This window comes from Rhizobium sp. BR 249, assembly GCF_047445895.1.
Classification (GTDB): domain Bacteria; phylum Pseudomonadota; class Alphaproteobacteria; order Rhizobiales; family Rhizobiaceae; genus Rhizobium.
Map to the genome: position 1 here is coordinate 49,475 of NZ_JARWKX010000011.1, position 15,739 is coordinate 65,213.

Genomic DNA, 15,739 nt, shown 5'->3' on the forward strand with positions numbered 1-15,739 from the left:
GGTGTGAAAAAAGGAGATCGAGGATGACCGACCAAATCGTATTTCTGAATGCACCCGGCGACGTCGCTCAGTTCCGGATAGAGGATCAATATCAGGATCCGCCGGGCACGGGCGAGATCAAAATCCGTCATCACGCCATCGGAACGAACTTCCTCGATGTCTATCACCGCAAGGGCATCTATCCGCTGCCATCCTATCCTGCCGTGATCGGCGCCGAGGCCGCGGGCGTGGTGGAAGCCACGGGGCCTGACGTCACCGACTTCAAACCGGGCGACCGGGTAGCCTATGCGGGACCGCCGGTTGGCGCCTATTGCTCGACCAGGAACATCGCAGCGGAAAGGGTAGTGAGGCTGCCCGAAACCGTTTCTGCGAAGCCCGCCGCGAGTTCGTTGCTCAAGGGCATGACCGCCTATCTGCTGCTGAAGAAAATCCACGACGTCGGCGACGGAAGCATCGTGCTGATCCACGCGGCGGCAGGCGGGCTTGGGAGTATTCTCGTTCGCTGGGCAAAGTCGCTCAACGCCACCGTCATCGGCACGGTCAGCACGCCGCAGAAGGCGGCTCTCGCCAAATCCTATGGAGCAGATCATCTGATTGTCGGACGAGAGGCCGATATCGAAGGGCACGTGAAGCAATTTACAAGCGGGATCGGCGTCGATGTCGCCTATGACGGAATTGGCGGCGAGATGCTGATCAAAAGCATCCGTTCGGTCCGACCTTTCGGGAAAGCAGTCACCATCGGCCAGGCCGCTGGGCCGATTCCGCCTGTCCCGGTCGAGGAACTCCGACCAGGCAAGTCGCTCTCCCATCCGAGCATCATGGCCTGGTGCGCCGATATCGGGCGCTATCGCGAGGCCGCACATGCGGCAATCCGCGCCATGGAAACGGGCATAGTATCTGAGATCGGCGGCGAATACAGGCTGGCGGACGTCGCGAATGCGCATGAGGAAATGGAAACCGGGCGGTCAGCCGGCAGCATTCTGCTGATACCATAGTTAGGCAAGGCAAGATCGACTGTCGTGAGGCTGATGGCGGTTCTCGAAGCCGGAGTAAGGGGCCGGCGCCCGATTGCATTCAATGCGATCATAGATCGTTTCATCGTCCGAGCATGAGAGCGAGAGTATCGCCGGCTGGACTCTGGATGGCAGTCCGTGGTCTCCTTAGAGCGGGTCAGCTTTTCACGGAAGCGCGTAACCGTTCTAAGTTTTTGTTTTTACGCAATTCCCGGCAAAAGCGCTTCGCGCTTTGCCTGGAAGTGCTCTAGAATTTAGGAACGGATCTTGAATACTCCAGCGAGCGGTACTTGCAGCGAATAGCACCGCAAACGCAGACGCGATTGGCATGCGATCGGCTCATCAATGCGACCGAGGCATTTTGTTCGCCATCAGCATGACAAGTTCTTCGGAGGCATCTGCGAGCGCCAGCGCCAGTTCCGCTGCCTGCCACCCGCGTTTCTGCAAATTCACGAGCATTTCCACCATCGCGATTTCGACCTCGCTTCTGCAGTTCGAAATCGGGCTCAATTCTATCTGTTTCTCATGGTCTATGGTGGTCATCTCAGCCTCCGTTCTGCCGCATGAAAGGGCAGGTTCGTATGAAATTCGCCGTAGCGTGGAATGAGTAAGGGTTGCGTGCAAGCCTCGGGCTCGTTACGCATCGACACAGATGGCGCCTCGACTGCCCGCAACCCTTGCTCCGACGTCACTTGTCCATGTCCGACGTCGGAGCGTCTTGCATAAATGCGATCCGAGGAAACCTGCATCACTGGAGACAAGATTTTTTCTCGGTGAACGAGGATCATATGGCGAAAATTTCCACCGCAGACCGAATCTTGTCTAGAGAGCGCAGGAATAACGCCCAGACAGTCACGACTATCCTCCCGTATTTTCAGGTTTTCTTTTGAAGAAAAGTCGCTTCACGTTTGAGAGCGCTATGCAACTACATGGCGCCGGGACGTGAATATTTTGGAAGTTCCGAACTGGTTCGGAGCCAACCATTGCTTATTTAGATACAGGTTTAGGCTGCATTTGTCGTTATCCCCGCATCCTGAAAATTATCGCTCCGTACATTTCTGCTCGGAAAAGAATATGATAAATAATTTATGCACGTAGCGTTTCAACCGCTTACTTTTCAGGTGGCTGTGCGGAGGTTTCGGCCGCGAGAACGTGCGGTTTACTCTCAATTTCAACAGCCCGGATCGGCTCATGCGCTGGAGGGATTGGATGGATACGGAGTCCGAATCTGGAGATGACCTCCCCGCGGGACAGGAATGGCCGGCCCACAAGGAGCGGCGGCGCTGGCCACGCGAACCTGCCACACAGAAGGAACATCGCTCGGATGTTCCGCCTGCGCTGGCGCCCTTGCGTTTCTCGACGCAGGATCTGCCGCTGAAAGAGCAATTTCAGGCCTGGCGCGCGCATATGGCGCCGCTCGTCGATGTGCATCTGCCGGACGGGAAGTCCCCGGACGACGGCTTTCTTGCCGAACAGATCGGCTGGCGCCTTGGCGACGTACTCATCATCCAGCAGCGCGCGCAGGCATATAGTTTCATTCGCGATCAAACCATGCTGCGATCGAGCCCTATCGACCACTGGAACGTCGGCCTGCTTCGCAGCGGCCGGGGCTGGACCGAGGTTAATCGCCAGGTCACGGAAGCCGGTCCCGGTGCGGTATTTTTCAGGTCTCTCGGTTATCCCCATCGCGGGCGAATGATCGATTCAGCCGCCGTGCTGGTTTTCTTGCCCTATGAATTGTTAGCTGCGAATGCGAGCCTTCTCCAGGGCGCCAACAACACGGTTCTTTCCGGCAGTCTGGCCGAACTGCTCATGAGCTATCTTACCGGCCTGGAAGCGAACCTGAGCAATGTGACCGCGGGGGAGGTGCCGCGCCTCGTACAAACGATCTCCGATATGGTCGTCGCATGCGCCGCCTCGTCCACAAGGCCGGATACGAGCCAGATCCAGGCAGGCATGGGAATGATGGAGCGGGCACACCGCTACGTTCACCTCAACCTCCATTCAGACGATTTGACGCCCGACGTCATGTGCCGTGCGTTGGGCATCTCGCGTACGCGGCTCTACCAATTGTTCGAAGCGAGCGGGGGCGTCTTCAATTACATTCGCAAACGCCGATTGCTGCAGGCATATGCGGATCTCAGCAACCCGGCCGACAACAGGCAAATCTCCGAGATTGCGGAGGCGGCCGGTTTCAACGCCGCTGCCAATTTTACGCGCGCGTTCAGCCACGAATTCGGGCTCAGCCCACGTGACATAAGAAAAACCGTGGCAACCGAGCGCCCGGTTGTCCCGGCCACGCTTCCCGCGCGCAGTCAAGGGACAACGATCGGAGATTGGCTGGTGCCGGCACATTAGAGCATGTCGCGCAAAAGTGTGCGGCGGTTTTGCGTTAACGACATGCGTAAAACAAAGACCTAAAGCGCGAAGAGCGAATCTGAAAGATCGCGACGCGCTTTAGTGTCATGGCCGAGGCCGCTGCTCAGCTAAGTCGGAGATCCACGCCCGGATATAGTTTCTTCAAATTCGGAAGGGATTTCGACTGCCACGGATACTCCGAGCTTCCGCGTACCGTGAATTGAACATTCGGCCTGTTGCGAACCTCAATCGTGAACTTCGCGAGCAGGTTGATTCCGGAAGAATTGAGAAATTGCAGGCCGGTGAGGTCGACGGTGACGCGATCAGGTGACGCTTCCAGAATACTCATGACAAGGGAAAAGATAGGCGCATAGGCCTCCGTATTGGGCAGGCGCATAGTGCCGTCGAAGTAAATTTCCGTACCTTCCGACCAGACGTGATATTCTTCTTGCCTGATTTCCATATCCACCCTCTCTCGTCAATTCGAGGCATCTGGAACTGTGATGGACGCATAGGTTTCGAGCGGAACTCGGCCGTCTGGCTTCCCGGCTCCAAAAACCCATGCAAAGTGGACGCCGTAGTCGCTCATAAGGGTCAGAAGTCCGAGACCTGAGCTGGTCGGATCCACTTCTCTTGCATTCGCCTCTATCCGCTCGATGAGGAGCTCACCCGGATCGCTTATGGTGATTTGCGAAAGCAAATGCTGGAATTTCTGGGAGGCTTCCTCATCGACGAGATTGGAGACCTTTGCGCGAAAGACATTCTTCTCGACTGAAGCCTCCACGACGATTTCGCCGGCCGCGCGGAATTTTACCGCATTCTCGACAAGCTCGTTCGTGAGGTAGCCGACATTATGCCGGACTTCCCTATAAAGGTTGCGGGATGTGCGGTAGCGCAAGGCGACGAACTCGGCGACGAAATCCGAGGTGATCGCGCAATGTTTCCAGCCGAGATCGAGAGGCCCCTCGAAAAGACGCAGCCTCGTGACATTTTCGCCCGTTCCGATCGCCAGGTCTTCCAGTCCATATAGGATCGTCATCCATTCACCTGTGTTTCATAACCACGAGCGTGATGTCATCGTGGATCTTCTGCGTGCCGATATGAGCCATCAAATCCTCGATGATTCCGACCTTGACGTCCTCGGCGCTCAGGCCGTATCGCCGGCCCGCGCTTTCGCAAAGCCGCTCGATGCCAAAGAGTTCGCCGTTATGATCCTCGGCCTCGGTCACGCCGTCCGTGTGCAGAATGATGATATCATCGCGGTCAAAGGATACCTCGCGTGTCGCCACGAACGACGAAATATCCGGTTCCAATCCAATCGGCAGGCCTAGATCGAGCGTGTCGATCCGCTCCACCTTTCCGGGCTTGCGAACGACGATCAGTTCCTCGTGCTGGCCCGACAGCGTCAGGCGTCTTCCGTCATAATCCAGGAAGGCGAGGGAAAGGTGCTTGTTGGTGCTGGTCCTGACGAGATTTTTATAAATGGCTCGGTTCACCCTGTTCAGAAACTGCGAGGGCTCCATGTCGCCAGCCTCCTGCAATGCCCGCGCAATCGACTGGACCATCAGCATCAACACGCCGCTTTCCAGGCCGTGTCCCGTGACATCGCCGATGCCGATTTTCAGCCGCTTTCCGTCCCTCAAGACATCATAGTAATCGCCCCCCACCTCGTCGGCCGGCCGCATGTAAGCTGCGATTTCCAGTTCCGGAATTTCTTCCAATTCGCCGGTCTTGGGCAGAACCATCATCTGGATGCGGCGCGCCACCGCAAGCTCCGCACCGAGGCGCAGGTTTTCACTGCGCAATTGTCTATTCAAGGTGGAGATCTGCTGGTTCGCTTCTTCGATCTCCTTCGTTCTGTCGTCGACGAGCTGCTCGAGATTCTCCGTATGAAAACTGATCTGCTCAGCCATGCCGTTGAAGGCCATCCCGGCTTCTCCAACCTCATCACGGGTCGGTATGTCCACCCGAACGGAATAATCCTTCGCCTGGATGCGTTTGGCGGCTTCGGCGAGTGAGCTGATGCCTCGTGTGATGCGCTTCGATATGGCAAAAATGGCCGTGATGACAAAGCACAGCGACACCAGAAGCGCCAGAATCTGGTAGATCAGAATCCGGTTTGCCGCCTGTGAAATTCCGGCTTGGGCGGCAAACAGCGAGGCGTAGATCTCCCGCTCCGGCACGACGATGCCGAGCAGCATGGCTTCACGCCTCACAGGGCCGGAAATCCAAAGGTTCGTCGGCTGCAACTGTTTCAAGACGACGAGGTAGGGAACCTTTTCGCCATTTTCATCAAGGAGAATATGTCGTAGCAGCCCATCCTCGCCCAGGGGCAGTTGCGCTACTTCAGGCTGCGTACTCCCTTTCAGTGAACGGTTCAGGCCGGTGACACCTTCACCGCCCTGATTATTCGATGACCGCAATCCGATGATTTTCTCGCCGGTCGGATTGATGGCAACCACGTTGCCATCCGACATGGCCAGGAATCCGAAGCCGTTGTCGGCAACCTTGACGTTCTCGACGATCCCGGCCAGCTGGTCGAGCGTGATATCCGTTCCGGCAGCGCCGGCGACTTTCCTTCGGTCAGGAGACCAGAGCGGCTGAAAGAAGCTGACGATGAGCTTGCCGGTGATTGCATCCGTGTAGGGTGCCGTCTGGGTAATCTCGCTGCTGACCAGCCGTTTTCCCCTGTCTCTGCCCCACTCCTCCCACGACTCGTAAAGCCCGGGAAAGAAAAAGGTCCAGAACTCCGCGCTGTTATGGCCCGGATAGAGCTTGTCGAAGGTCTGGGCCTGGTCGGTGTAGGGCGCTGTCCTGAAGATTGGACGTTCTCTCGGGCCGATATAATACATCTGAAGCTTGGAAAGGCCGTCCGACAGCAGGCTTGGCGCCACCAGGTCGAGGACCGCACTGTTTTCGATGTCCCTCTGGACCTCCGGGACGGGGAGGTGGTCAGATCCCAGCAGATAACCCCAGACGCTGACGACGGATGGCGAGCCGGGCAGGTTCTGAGCCCATCCTCCTTTCGCATCGTAGACGACCTCCGCGGTTCCCGGAGAACCAAGAGCCATGGCCTGGCCGATCTGGGTTTCTCGAGCTGGTCGATCGATCTGTTCCTGAAGAACCCCGGCCAATGTGCTGACATCCGAATGGACCTGGCTCAGGAGCAGGTTCACATGTTCCGCGGTTATATCAGCGTAGGAGCGGATATAACCTTGATTGGCCTCCTCCAGGCCCTGGCCGACTTCGGCCGTGGCATCACGAGAGAGCCTTTGCACGTTCCAAAGCGCCAGGCCTCCCGTCACCAGCAGGTCGAACAGCACGGCGCTGCCGACGACGAGAACGAACTTTGCACGAAACGAGTGCAAGCCGAAACGTGCGATCTGTCCAGCCGGTGCATTCATGACGGCTTGCGTCCTGACGCCGCCCAGATTGGCCAGCCGGCATAGCCCTTGGGATGAAGGGCTGCAAAAATGTGGTCCCTGAAACCCTGTCGAAAACGTTCTATGAAGTCGGAAGAACCCCCGCGCCTGACAGCCATTTCCTCAACATAAACATTCTCCCAAGCTGCGATGACATCGGCAAAATCCTGCGGGTCGCCATCGAGATTGGTGACCATGAAAGACTCGATGAGAATATCGTCGAAGCCGGCATCGGTGAGGTATCGGCGGCTTTTCGGGCCGAGTTCCACGTCCATTTCGAAGTGGCTGAACAGCTTTGCGACTTCATTGTAGGTCCATTGGATGCTTTGTGAGCGGGGTTCTCCCAGGCAATGCGAATTTTTCTCGTTGGTTATGTATACCCGCCCGCCCGGCTTGCAGATCCGGAAGAGCTCCTTCAGAATCATATCCGGCCGATTGAATATCTGAAGCGAATGGCGGCACGTCACCAAGTCGAACTGGTTGCCTTCAAGCAGCATTTCCGAGGCGTCGCCGTAAGTATATTCGATATCGGCGACATCGAAGCTGGCGGCCATCTCGCGGGCATAGGCAAGACTTGCTCTGGAATGGTCGAGTGCGACGATCCGACCCGGCCGGAACTCCTTTTTGACAAGCAGGGCGAAATCGCCGATGCCGCAGCAGATATCGGCCATCACGATCCCTCTCCGCATGCCGTGACGAGGGAGGATGGTGCGCTCGTGGCGCCATGTCATCTTGGTCTGCGTGCGCAATATCGGAATGAAGCTTGGATCCTCGACGAAGCTCTGGCCGGGGTAAAATCCGGAATCATAGACCTCCACCGTTACCCGCGGCTCGATGCTGCTGAGGTGCTTGAACATGTGTTCGGTCCAACCGACGACGCTTGAAGTCACCACCACGAAACGAAGATCGGTTCTTGTTCGGCAGGTATCCAGCACAACGCGGGCAAAAGCCTGAAACGCGGTGTTATTCATCTGAACGAGGCGTTTTATATTGATGTAAAGAACGCCTCGGACATCATCGATAGCCTTCCTGAAGATGCAGATGCTGGAGCCGATCTCATCGACGGAATGAGGACGGATCACGCCCGCCAGGAAAAATTCCTGGCTGTTGGAGTCGAATTCCGCAAGGAAGGGTACTGTGCTCAACGTATGCTCCCTTCAAGCGGCAGGTCGACGACCAACGCTATGGATGCTGGAGCGGGCTCCTCCAGACGCAGGCGAGCATCGAAGTTGATTGCCAGATCGAGAAGAACGACCTCCCTGTTCGGCGTCTGGTCCATTGAAATTGCACCGAGATAACGCGCGAGTGCATCTTTTTGACGGGTTCTCGACACCGCCTCGCGATAGAATTCTCGCTGTTCGGCAGGGCACGTGAAACTGAGCCTCACCCGTTCCATCGCATCGCGTCGATAGACCGTGCAGTCTATCGAACCCTGCGGAGAACCACCGCGGAACGATACTTCCAGCAGTTCATTCAGGGCAAATGAGAAGAAATTGGAATGCCGAATAGGATCGGCGCGATTGTGGCTGATCATCTGCGCCATGAAGGTCGACAGCTGATCGCAATGCTGCCAGTCGGAAAGAAATGTCGCCATGTCCATTTCGAACCGGAGGAGGGGCTTGAAGGCCGCTTCCGTTGACCTGTCGCTGGTTGCCTGCATGCCGTTCCTCCTTCCCGTACTCACTCCGAGGAAGTCAAAAAACTGATGCTCACACTCGCCTGGGATCCAGAGGCCGCATTGCTCTGGGCATCGGGAAGTTTTCGAAGGGGACCGGCGGCATAAGCTTGTTGAGGAACGCGCCGATCTCTTCGGGGGACATCGGCTTGCCAAGGAAGTATCCTTGCAGCCGGTTACATTTTGCTTTTTTGAGCCAGGTGGCTTGTTCTGCCGTTTCCACACCCTCGGCAGTGACGCTCATGCCGAGTCCGTGGGCCAATGCTATGACCGAACGAACGATCGTCTGACTTTTGCTGTCGGTCTCGAGATCCTTGATGAAATACTGGTCGATCTTGATCGTATCGAAGGGGAAGTTCTTCAGGTAGCTGAGCGACGAATAATAGGTCCCGAAATCGTCGAGCGAAATCTGAACTCCCAGCATTTTCAACGTATTGAGGGTGTCGAGATTGTTGATCGTACGCTCCAGCAGCACAGACTCGGTGATCTCGAGTTCAAGCCGCTCGGCGCGGATGCCAACGAGGTCCAAGGTTTGAGCGATGCGGTCGGTAAGGCCTGCATGCAGAAACTCCGCCGGTGAAAGATTGACGGCAACCGAAAAATGAGAGGGCCACGTCATGGCTTCGCGACAAGCCTGTTCGAGGGTCCATTGACCGATTTCGCTCATCAAACCGTCTGTCTCAGCCATGGGAATAAAGACATTGGGCGGGATGATGCCAACGACGGGATGACGCCATCGCAACAGTGCTTCAAAGCCGGCGATCGAAAAGGGTGGCTGTACGAGCGGCTGGTATTCGACGAAGAACTGGCCATCTTTGAGAGCGGTTCGCAAGCTGCGGCGCAGGGTCTCCCGCTGTTCCAGAACCATCAGCATGGCGCGGTTGAACTTCCTGGCTCTGTGCCTGCCTTCCTCCTTGGCCGCATAGAGCGCAATGTCGGCCGCTTTCATGAGCTGTTCGAATTCGTTCCCATCCGATGGGGCAACGGCAATCCCGACACTGGCGCCGACGAAAACATTAATGCCCTCGACCGTGAACGGCGCCCTGAAAGCACCGACGAGCGCTTCCGCCAGGCGCTCCGCCTCCCGAGGCTGGTTGTTTCTTCGCTGAATGACGGCGAATTCGTCGCCGGCCAATCGATAAGCGAATTCCTGCTCACCAAGCACGTTTCTGATGCGTTCGGCAGCCATTTTCAGAACGGTGTCGCCGGCGCCGTGGCCCAATGTGTCATTGACCGGTTTGAAATCGTCGAGGTCGATTTGCATGAGGGCGAACTTCACCCCCTTTGATACCGGCAGAGCGCTCCGCAATTGATCGCTGAATTGCCGTCGGTTTGGCAGTCCGGTCAAAACGTCGTGGGTCGCCTGGTGAAAAAGAAGCGCACGGTCATTTTCAGCCGGGCTATAAGTCCCCCGCAAGCTCGACTTGCCGTCCGCCTCGACGACGCCTAAGCCGCGAGGGCTGCGGAAAACCGTGAGTGTGCGCCGATCTCCCGTTTTTGCGTTTGCCACCTCGACGTTGCGCGGCAATCCACTCGAAAGCACGAGTTCGACTGCGGATTTCGTCGAAGGGGCCAAAAGTTCGGGATAGACATGCCACAAGGTAGCGTCGACCAAAGAATCGACGTCGTAAGTCAGCCGATGCTTGGCTGAGCACTCGGTAAGGTGAAAGCTCTCGTCATAAAGAGAGACGAGCTCGTCGGTATTGGCAAGGAGATACGTTTCGACAGAAGCAGACTGTGTCGCGTCGCCGCCCGGCATCCTTTCCTCTCCTTCCGTGGAGTCCTTTTGGGACACCTGCTAATCCATCTCAGCCCACGTGATTTTGATGCGACCCAAGATCGCATCTAATTTAGATAATTCTGAATAATGATCGCAGAACGTGTCGCGGTCAATGCCACTCGACTGAGGAGATAGTGGTTTTCCAGATTGCAGCGGTCTTGCTATGGAAATTTGCAGATGTACTGCCTGAAGTTCGGTTTCGTCCCGCACGAGGTCGCTGAGAGAGAAACGTGCGAAGAAGCGGGTCGTTGGGCATTTCGTTACACAATTCACCCCGGAAACAGTAATTCAACGACCGTTCCCTTGCCCGGCGCCGAGGCAATGCGCGCGTCGCCGCCGCTCTGGCGGACGAAGCCATAAACCACGGCCAGGCCGAGACCCGCGCCGCCTTCCGCGTCGCGGGTTGTGAAATAGGGCTCGAAGGCCTTATCGACCGCTTCGGCCGACATGCCGATACCGTCATCGGTCACGCTGACAATCACCCCGGCCTCGCTACGGGCGCAACGGATGAGGATCGTTCCGCCCAATGGCATGGCCGCGGCGGCGTTGAGGCAGAGATTGAGGATCGATTGCTCGAAGAGCGCCGTGTCGATGAGAACGGTGGGCAGGTCGTCGGCGATCTCGAAGGCAAGCCGGCATTTTTCACCGATGGCGATTTCCAGCACGTCGGCCATGCCGCGCAGCACCGCGCCCATCTCCACCGCGTCCGGACGGATCGGCTGCTGGCTGCCGATGGAAAGCATGCTCCCGGCCAACGACCTGCCGCGGTCGGCAGCCTTACGGATGCGGGCGAGATGCCGCTTTTGCCGGTCATTGAAGCCGGTTTCGCGCTCCAGCAGGCCGAGGCTGCCGGTGATGATGCCGATCATGTTGCCGACCTCATGGCTCACCTGATGGGTCATGCGCATGATGCCGTCGAGCCGTTGGATCTTTGCTGCCTCCGCCTCCTGCCGGTCCATGTCGGTGATATCACGTGCCAGCAGCACGATGCCGCCGTCGGGTTGGCGCGATAGCGACACCTCAGTCACCCGCCCGGCATCGGAGCGGTGGCGCAGCACGGACCGGTCGGAGAGCAGGCCGGCGTCGTTTTCGGCCGGCAGGAGTGCCGGATCGATCTCCGGCAGGGGTGTCACGAATCTGCGGAGCGGCAATTTCCTGGCCGAACCGGACCAGCCGACCAGCTCGATGACACGGCGGTTCATCGTGATCGGCCGGCCGCGCGGATCGAACAGCGCAATGCCCTCGTTCATACTGCGGAAGGTGGAGCGGATGGTGCGGGCGGCGGCCTCCGCCGTGCGCCGCAGCCGCGTCACACGCTCGACGCTCTCGCGGAACGCACGAAAGGCTTCGAGCAGGCGCACCAGCTCGGTTTCCGTGCCGTCATAGCGCGGCGCATCGACATCCTTGCGCCCTTCTGCCAGTGCGTTCATGCCGTTCGAAAGCGCGACGATGCCGCGTGAGACGCGCATGACGGAGCGGATCGAGACCACGGCCATTGCCAGCACCAGCAGCGAGGCAACGGCGACGATGACCAGGATGCGGCTCAAGGCATCGGAGGTCGAGACGAGGTCGTCGCTGAGGCTGCGGGCAACGGCGTCGCTCTGGGTTTCCGTCTCATGCGACAGATCGCGCGAGACCGTATGCAGGCGCGAAACGGCGGCGCGGATGGCAAACATTTCGAGGAGATAGCGTGTCTGTGCCTCGAACACCCGTTCGTAAGGCGCAAGCTCGGCGGCGGCAATCCGGACGTCCGGCGCGGCGGGTTCGAGGCGCGGGGCTGTTTCGGAGACGTAGCGCCGGCGCAATTCGCCGAGCTGGAAGAGGCTGTCCGAATTGGAGGCGGATTGTACGACGGCGTTCAGCCGACCGCGGAAGTCGGCATCCGCAATACCGCTGCCGGTCGCGATCTCGCCGAGCGCTGCCGCAGCCTCCGCCTTGTGCTGCTGGGCGGATTCCGCGTCGCCAGCAAGCGCCGTCGTCTGCGTGCGGATCGTTTCCAGCAGCTCGACGATACGGCTGCTCGCAAAACCCTTCACGGCAGCCCCGTCGTTTTCAGGTTGCATGGCGCGCAGTAACGTATCGACCTGCACGACGACCGAGCGGCTTTCGCTGGACACCCGGTAGGGCGAGGTCGCGTTCATCAGGAAGGGTGCGCTGGAGACGAGATCGGAAACCTGTCGCGACACCAGCGAGGCCTTGGCGAGACTCGAAAACGCCTGCAGGCCATAGGCGGCCATCTCCTGGCGCGCCCGCTGCAGGCCGTAGACGGCGATGGTCGCCAGGCTGAAGACAAGCACGCAGATGAAGGCGATGGCAAAGGGCAGGCGAAAGGCGATGGAGGAGAGGAAGGGACGGCTGATCACGGTGCGATCTCGCCATCGTCGGTGTCGAGAACGTAGCCCTTGCCGCGGCGCGTCTTGATATGACGCGGCAGGTCCGGATTGCGCTCGATCTTGCGACGCAGACGCAGCACGAGCACGTCGACATTGCGGTCGATGTAGCGCTCGCTCTCCGCGCCCAGCCGGTCGAGGATATGCGCGCGGCTGACGGGTGCGTTCGGCGTTTCGGCGAGGATTTCGAGCAGCGCGAATTCGGCGCTCGTGAGCGACTTGGCGGGGTCGGTGCGGCAGATGGCGCGGCGGCTCTTGAGATCCACCGACCAGTCGCCGAGCTTCAGGGATGTAGGCTCGTGCTCCCGTTCGCTTTCCCGCTCCGGCTTCAGCGACGGGATGGTCCGGCGCAGCACGGCCTTGATACGGGCCGTCAATTCGATCGGCTCGAAGGGTTTGACGACATAGTCGTCGGCCGCCGTTTCGAGGCCGAGCACCCGGTCCGCGGCGCTGCCGGCAGCCGTCACCATGACGATGCCGATATTGGTCTGTGCCCGCAGGCGCTGCGCGAAGGTACGGCCGGAGGTGCCGGGCAGATTATGGTCGACGAGCACGAGATGCACCGTTTCGCGCGAAAGCACGATCGCCGCTTCCTCCGCCGACGGCGCGGTGAGCGGCGTCCAGCCCTCCGCTTCCACCAGGTCGGAGATAAGCTCCGCCATGTCCGGATCGTCCTCGACGATCAGAATGCTGATCCTCTCATTCAACACATACACGTCCTCCCGCGTTCATTATAGGCAGGGCCGTCACGATCTTCAAAGCGGGCTCGTGTTATGCGCTTTGTCACATTTGTAACCTTTGTCATTTTTGAGGGTTCGTCGCGGGCAAAGCTGTAAGAACCGTAACCATTCTTCGATTGCGCAAGGCAGCAGATGTGACATCCTGGCTGCGGAGATTGGGACACAAGGTCCAATGGGAGGAAATCGTGAGAGGCATCACCGCTTTCGGCGCAGTCGCGGCTTTGTGGCTGGCGAGCGCCAGCACCGGCATGGCTGCCTCGTCGCTCACCGTTTTGTGCGGTGTGGACGAGATGTGGTGCGCCGCGATGAAGACGGCCTATGAGGCAAAGAGCGGGCACGAAATTTCGGTGACCCGCAAGAGCACCGGCGATATCCTCAATCAGATCCGCGCGGAGAAGGCAGCGCCGACCGTCGACGTCTGGTGGGGTGGCACGGGCGATACCCATCTGCAGGCTGGTTCTGAAAATCTTCTCGAACCCTACCAGCCGGCCCATGAGCGCGACATGCTGCCCTGGGCGCAGAATTTCTTCGCCATGTCCGGCGGCCGCTCGGCCGGCATCTATGCCGGGGCGCTCGGCTTTGCCTACAATGTCGATCTGCTGCGCGAGCTGAAGCTGCCGGCGCCGACTTGCTGGAAGGACCTGACGGACACCGCCTATCACGGCCGCATCCAGAGCGGCAATCCGAATTCTTCCGGCACCGCCTTCACCACGCTTGCGACGCTCGTCCAGCTCTTCGGCGAGGATGAGGCCTTCCGTTATCTCGCCGCGCTCAACCGCAATATCGAGCGTTACACCCCTTCCGGATCTGCGCCTATCAAGGCGGCGGCGCGCGGAGAAACGCTCATCGGCATTTCCTTCATGCATGATGCCGTCACGCAGAAGCAGGCGGGCTATCCGCTTGTGATCGTCGCACCCTGCGAAGGCACCGGCTACGAGATCGGTGCCGTGAGCATCGTCAAAGGTGCCAAAAACATCGAGGAAGCAAAGCGCTTCGTCGATTTCGCGCTGAGCCCGGAAGGGCAGGGTACGGGCGCAGCGTCCGGCCAGAACCAGGTGCCATCAAACGCGAAATCCAGCCTGCCGCTCGCAGCGCCTGACATTTCGATGATCAAGATGGTGGACTATGACTTCGCCACCTTCGGCTCACCGGAAGAACGAAGTCGACTACTCCGCAGGTTCGATGCGGAAATCGCCGCGACGAACTGATCGATCCCTTTAGACAAACAGCAATCCGAAATCGTGAACGCGCCGCCGCGGGCAGGCCGAAGGCCCCGCCGTGTCTCGTTCATGGGAAAAATCCAACCCAGGCAACAGGAGGATGCCCGCATGAAAATCAACACCCTTTCCCTCATGCTCTTCGCCGGCACGGCGCTCGGGGCGCTGCCGGCGCAGGCGGCTGGCGAACTCAACCTCATCTGCTCGGCCGACGTCGTCATCTGCGAGCAGATGAAGGGCGATTTCGAGAAGGCGCATGCGGACATCAAGGTGAACATGGTTCGCCTCTCGTCCGGCGAGACCTATGCCAAGGTGCGCGCCGAGGCCCGCAACCCGAAGACCGACATCTGGTGGGCCGGCACAGGCGACCCGCATCTTCAGGCGGCATCGGAAAATCTGACGCTGGAATACAAGTCGCCGAAGCTCGATGAACTCAACGACTGGGCGAAGAAGCAGGCCGAAAGCTCCGGTTACAAGACGGTCGGCGTCTATGCCGGCGCGCTCGGCTGGGGCTACAACACGGAAATCTTCAAAACCAAGGGTTACAAGGAGCCGGTCTGCTGGGCCGACCTTCTGGCGCCGGAATTGAAGGGCGAAATTCAGATCGCCAACCCGAATTCTTCCGGCACGGCCTACACCGCGCTCGCGTCTCTCGTGCAGATCATGGGCGAGGACCAGGCCTTCGACTACCTGAAGAAGCTGAATGGCAACATCTCGCAATATACCAAGTCCGGCTCGGCGCCCGTCAAGGCGGCTGCACGCGGCGAGACGGCACTCGGCATCGTCTTCGTGCATGACGCGGTGGCGCAGACGGCGGAAGGCTTCCCGGTCAAGTCGATCACGCCCTGCGAAGGCACCGGCTATGAGATCGGCTCCATGTCGATCATCAAGGGCGCGCGCAACCTCGACAATGCGAAGACCTGGTACGACTGGGCGCTGACGGCGGAAGTCCAGTCGCGCATGAAGGATGCAAAATCCTTCCAGCTGCCTTCCAACAAGAGCGCGACCATTCCGAAGGAGGCGCCGCGCTTCGAGGACATCAAGCTGATCGACTACGACTTCAAGACTTATGGCGACCCGGCAAAGCGCAAGGCACTGCTGGAACGCTGGGATCGCGAAATCGGCGCCGCCGCCAACTGATGTC

Annotated in this window: 13 protein-coding genes; 4 read left to right on the top strand and 9 right to left on the bottom strand. The window is 59.0% G+C overall.

Annotated features, from left to right (window positions below; genetic code table 11):
* Positions 1-23 precede the first annotated feature (23 nt).
* Entirely contained in the window at positions 24-995 is a 972-nt protein-coding gene (locus QD408_RS12500) for a quinone oxidoreductase family protein (RefSeq protein WP_414139519.1), read from the top strand.
* A gap of 360 nt (positions 996-1,355) precedes the next feature.
* On the opposite strand, the gene QD408_RS12505 is transcribed toward QD408_RS12500, so the two are convergent.
* Complete coding sequence (locus QD408_RS12505; protein WP_088682585.1) at positions 1,356-1,556, bottom strand: hypothetical protein; 201 nt, start codon at positions 1,554-1,556, stop codon at positions 1,356-1,358.
* Between the two features lie 666 nt (positions 1,557-2,222).
* Here QD408_RS12505 and QD408_RS12510 point away from each other — a divergent pair.
* Positions 2,223-3,371, top strand: coding sequence for a helix-turn-helix domain-containing protein (locus QD408_RS12510; protein WP_414139520.1), 1,149 nt, complete (start codon positions 2,223-2,225; stop codon positions 3,369-3,371).
* 124 nt (positions 3,372-3,495) lie between these two features.
* On the opposite strand, the gene QD408_RS12515 is transcribed toward QD408_RS12510, so the two are convergent.
* From QD408_RS12515 to QD408_RS12550, 8 genes are all read right to left on the bottom strand, one after another.
* Positions 3,496-3,834 carry a slr1659 superfamily regulator gene (locus QD408_RS12515; protein WP_088682583.1) on the bottom strand — a complete coding sequence of 113 codons (339 nt, stop codon included), beginning with the start codon at positions 3,832-3,834 and terminating at the stop codon, positions 3,496-3,498.
* A gap of 15 nt (positions 3,835-3,849) precedes the next feature.
* Entirely contained in the window at positions 3,850-4,410 is a 561-nt protein-coding gene (locus tag QD408_RS12520; protein WP_414139521.1) for a slr1658 superfamily regulator, read from the bottom strand.
* 4 nt (positions 4,411-4,414) lie between these two features.
* Positions 4,415-6,775 carry a SpoIIE family protein phosphatase gene (locus QD408_RS12525; RefSeq protein ID WP_414139522.1) on the bottom strand — a complete coding sequence of 787 codons (2,361 nt, stop codon included), beginning with the start codon at positions 6,773-6,775 and terminating at the stop codon, positions 4,415-4,417.
* Entirely contained in the window at positions 6,772-7,938 is a 1,167-nt protein-coding gene (locus tag QD408_RS12530) for a class I SAM-dependent methyltransferase (protein WP_414139523.1), read from the bottom strand. The genes QD408_RS12525 and QD408_RS12530 overlap by 4 nt, the downstream gene beginning before the upstream one ends.
* Positions 7,935-8,453, bottom strand: coding sequence for a ubiquinone biosynthesis methyltransferase UbiE (locus QD408_RS12535; RefSeq protein ID WP_088682579.1), 519 nt, complete (start codon positions 8,451-8,453; stop codon positions 7,935-7,937). The genes QD408_RS12530 and QD408_RS12535 overlap by 4 nt, the downstream gene beginning before the upstream one ends.
* A 49-nt stretch (positions 8,454-8,502) precedes the next feature.
* The gene (locus tag QD408_RS12540; protein ID WP_414139524.1) at positions 8,503-10,227 is read right to left on the bottom strand and encodes a putative bifunctional diguanylate cyclase/phosphodiesterase; all 1,725 of its coding nucleotides are present in this window, start codon (positions 10,225-10,227) and stop codon (positions 8,503-8,505) included.
* A gap of 290 nt (positions 10,228-10,517) precedes the next feature.
* Positions 10,518-12,611, bottom strand: coding sequence for a two-component system sensor histidine kinase NtrB (locus QD408_RS12545; RefSeq protein WP_414139525.1), 2,094 nt, complete (start codon positions 12,609-12,611; stop codon positions 10,518-10,520).
* Positions 12,608-13,348 (bottom strand): response regulator, encoded by a 741-nt coding sequence (locus QD408_RS12550; RefSeq protein WP_088682721.1) that lies wholly within the window; start codon positions 13,346-13,348, stop codon positions 12,608-12,610. The genes QD408_RS12545 and QD408_RS12550 overlap by 4 nt, the downstream gene beginning before the upstream one ends.
* A gap of 215 nt (positions 13,349-13,563) precedes the next feature.
* Between QD408_RS12550 and QD408_RS12555 the strand changes: the two genes are divergently transcribed.
* Positions 13,564-14,586, top strand: coding sequence for an ABC transporter substrate-binding protein (locus QD408_RS12555; protein ID WP_414139526.1), 1,023 nt, complete (start codon positions 13,564-13,566; stop codon positions 14,584-14,586).
* A 120-nt stretch (positions 14,587-14,706) separates the two neighbouring features.
* Positions 14,707-15,735: an ABC transporter substrate-binding protein gene (locus QD408_RS12560; protein ID WP_414139527.1), complete on the top strand. Its 1,029-nt coding sequence runs from the start codon at positions 14,707-14,709 to the stop codon at positions 15,733-15,735.
* Positions 15,736-15,739 lie beyond the last annotated feature (4 nt).

What these genes read in the sequence shown, in the direction of transcription:
- QD408_RS12500 (WP_414139519.1), top strand. Translation starts at nt 24, where the DNA reads ATGACCGACCAAATCGTATTTCTGAATGCACCCGGCGACGTCGCTCAG.
- QD408_RS12505 (WP_088682585.1), bottom strand. Translation starts at nt 1,556, where the DNA reads ATGACCACCATAGACCATGAGAAACAGATAGAATTGAGCCCGATTTCG.
- QD408_RS12510 (WP_414139520.1), top strand. Translation starts at nt 2,223, where the DNA reads ATGGATACGGAGTCCGAATCTGGAGATGACCTCCCCGCGGGACAGGAA.
- QD408_RS12515 (WP_088682583.1), bottom strand. Translation starts at nt 3,834, where the DNA reads ATGGAAATCAGGCAAGAAGAATATCACGTCTGGTCGGAAGGTACGGAA.
- QD408_RS12520 (WP_414139521.1), bottom strand. Translation starts at nt 4,410, where the DNA reads ATGACGATCCTATATGGACTGGAAGACCTGGCGATCGGAACGGGCGAA.
- QD408_RS12525 (WP_414139522.1), bottom strand. Translation starts at nt 6,775, where the DNA reads ATGAATGCACCGGCTGGACAGATCGCACGTTTCGGCTTGCACTCGTTT.
- QD408_RS12535 (WP_088682579.1), bottom strand. Translation starts at nt 8,453, where the DNA reads ATGCAGGCAACCAGCGACAGGTCAACGGAAGCGGCCTTCAAGCCCCTC.
- QD408_RS12540 (WP_414139524.1), bottom strand. Translation starts at nt 10,227, where the DNA reads ATGCCGGGCGGCGACGCGACACAGTCTGCTTCTGTCGAAACGTATCTC.
- QD408_RS12560 (WP_414139527.1), top strand. Translation starts at nt 14,707, where the DNA reads ATGAAAATCAACACCCTTTCCCTCATGCTCTTCGCCGGCACGGCGCTC.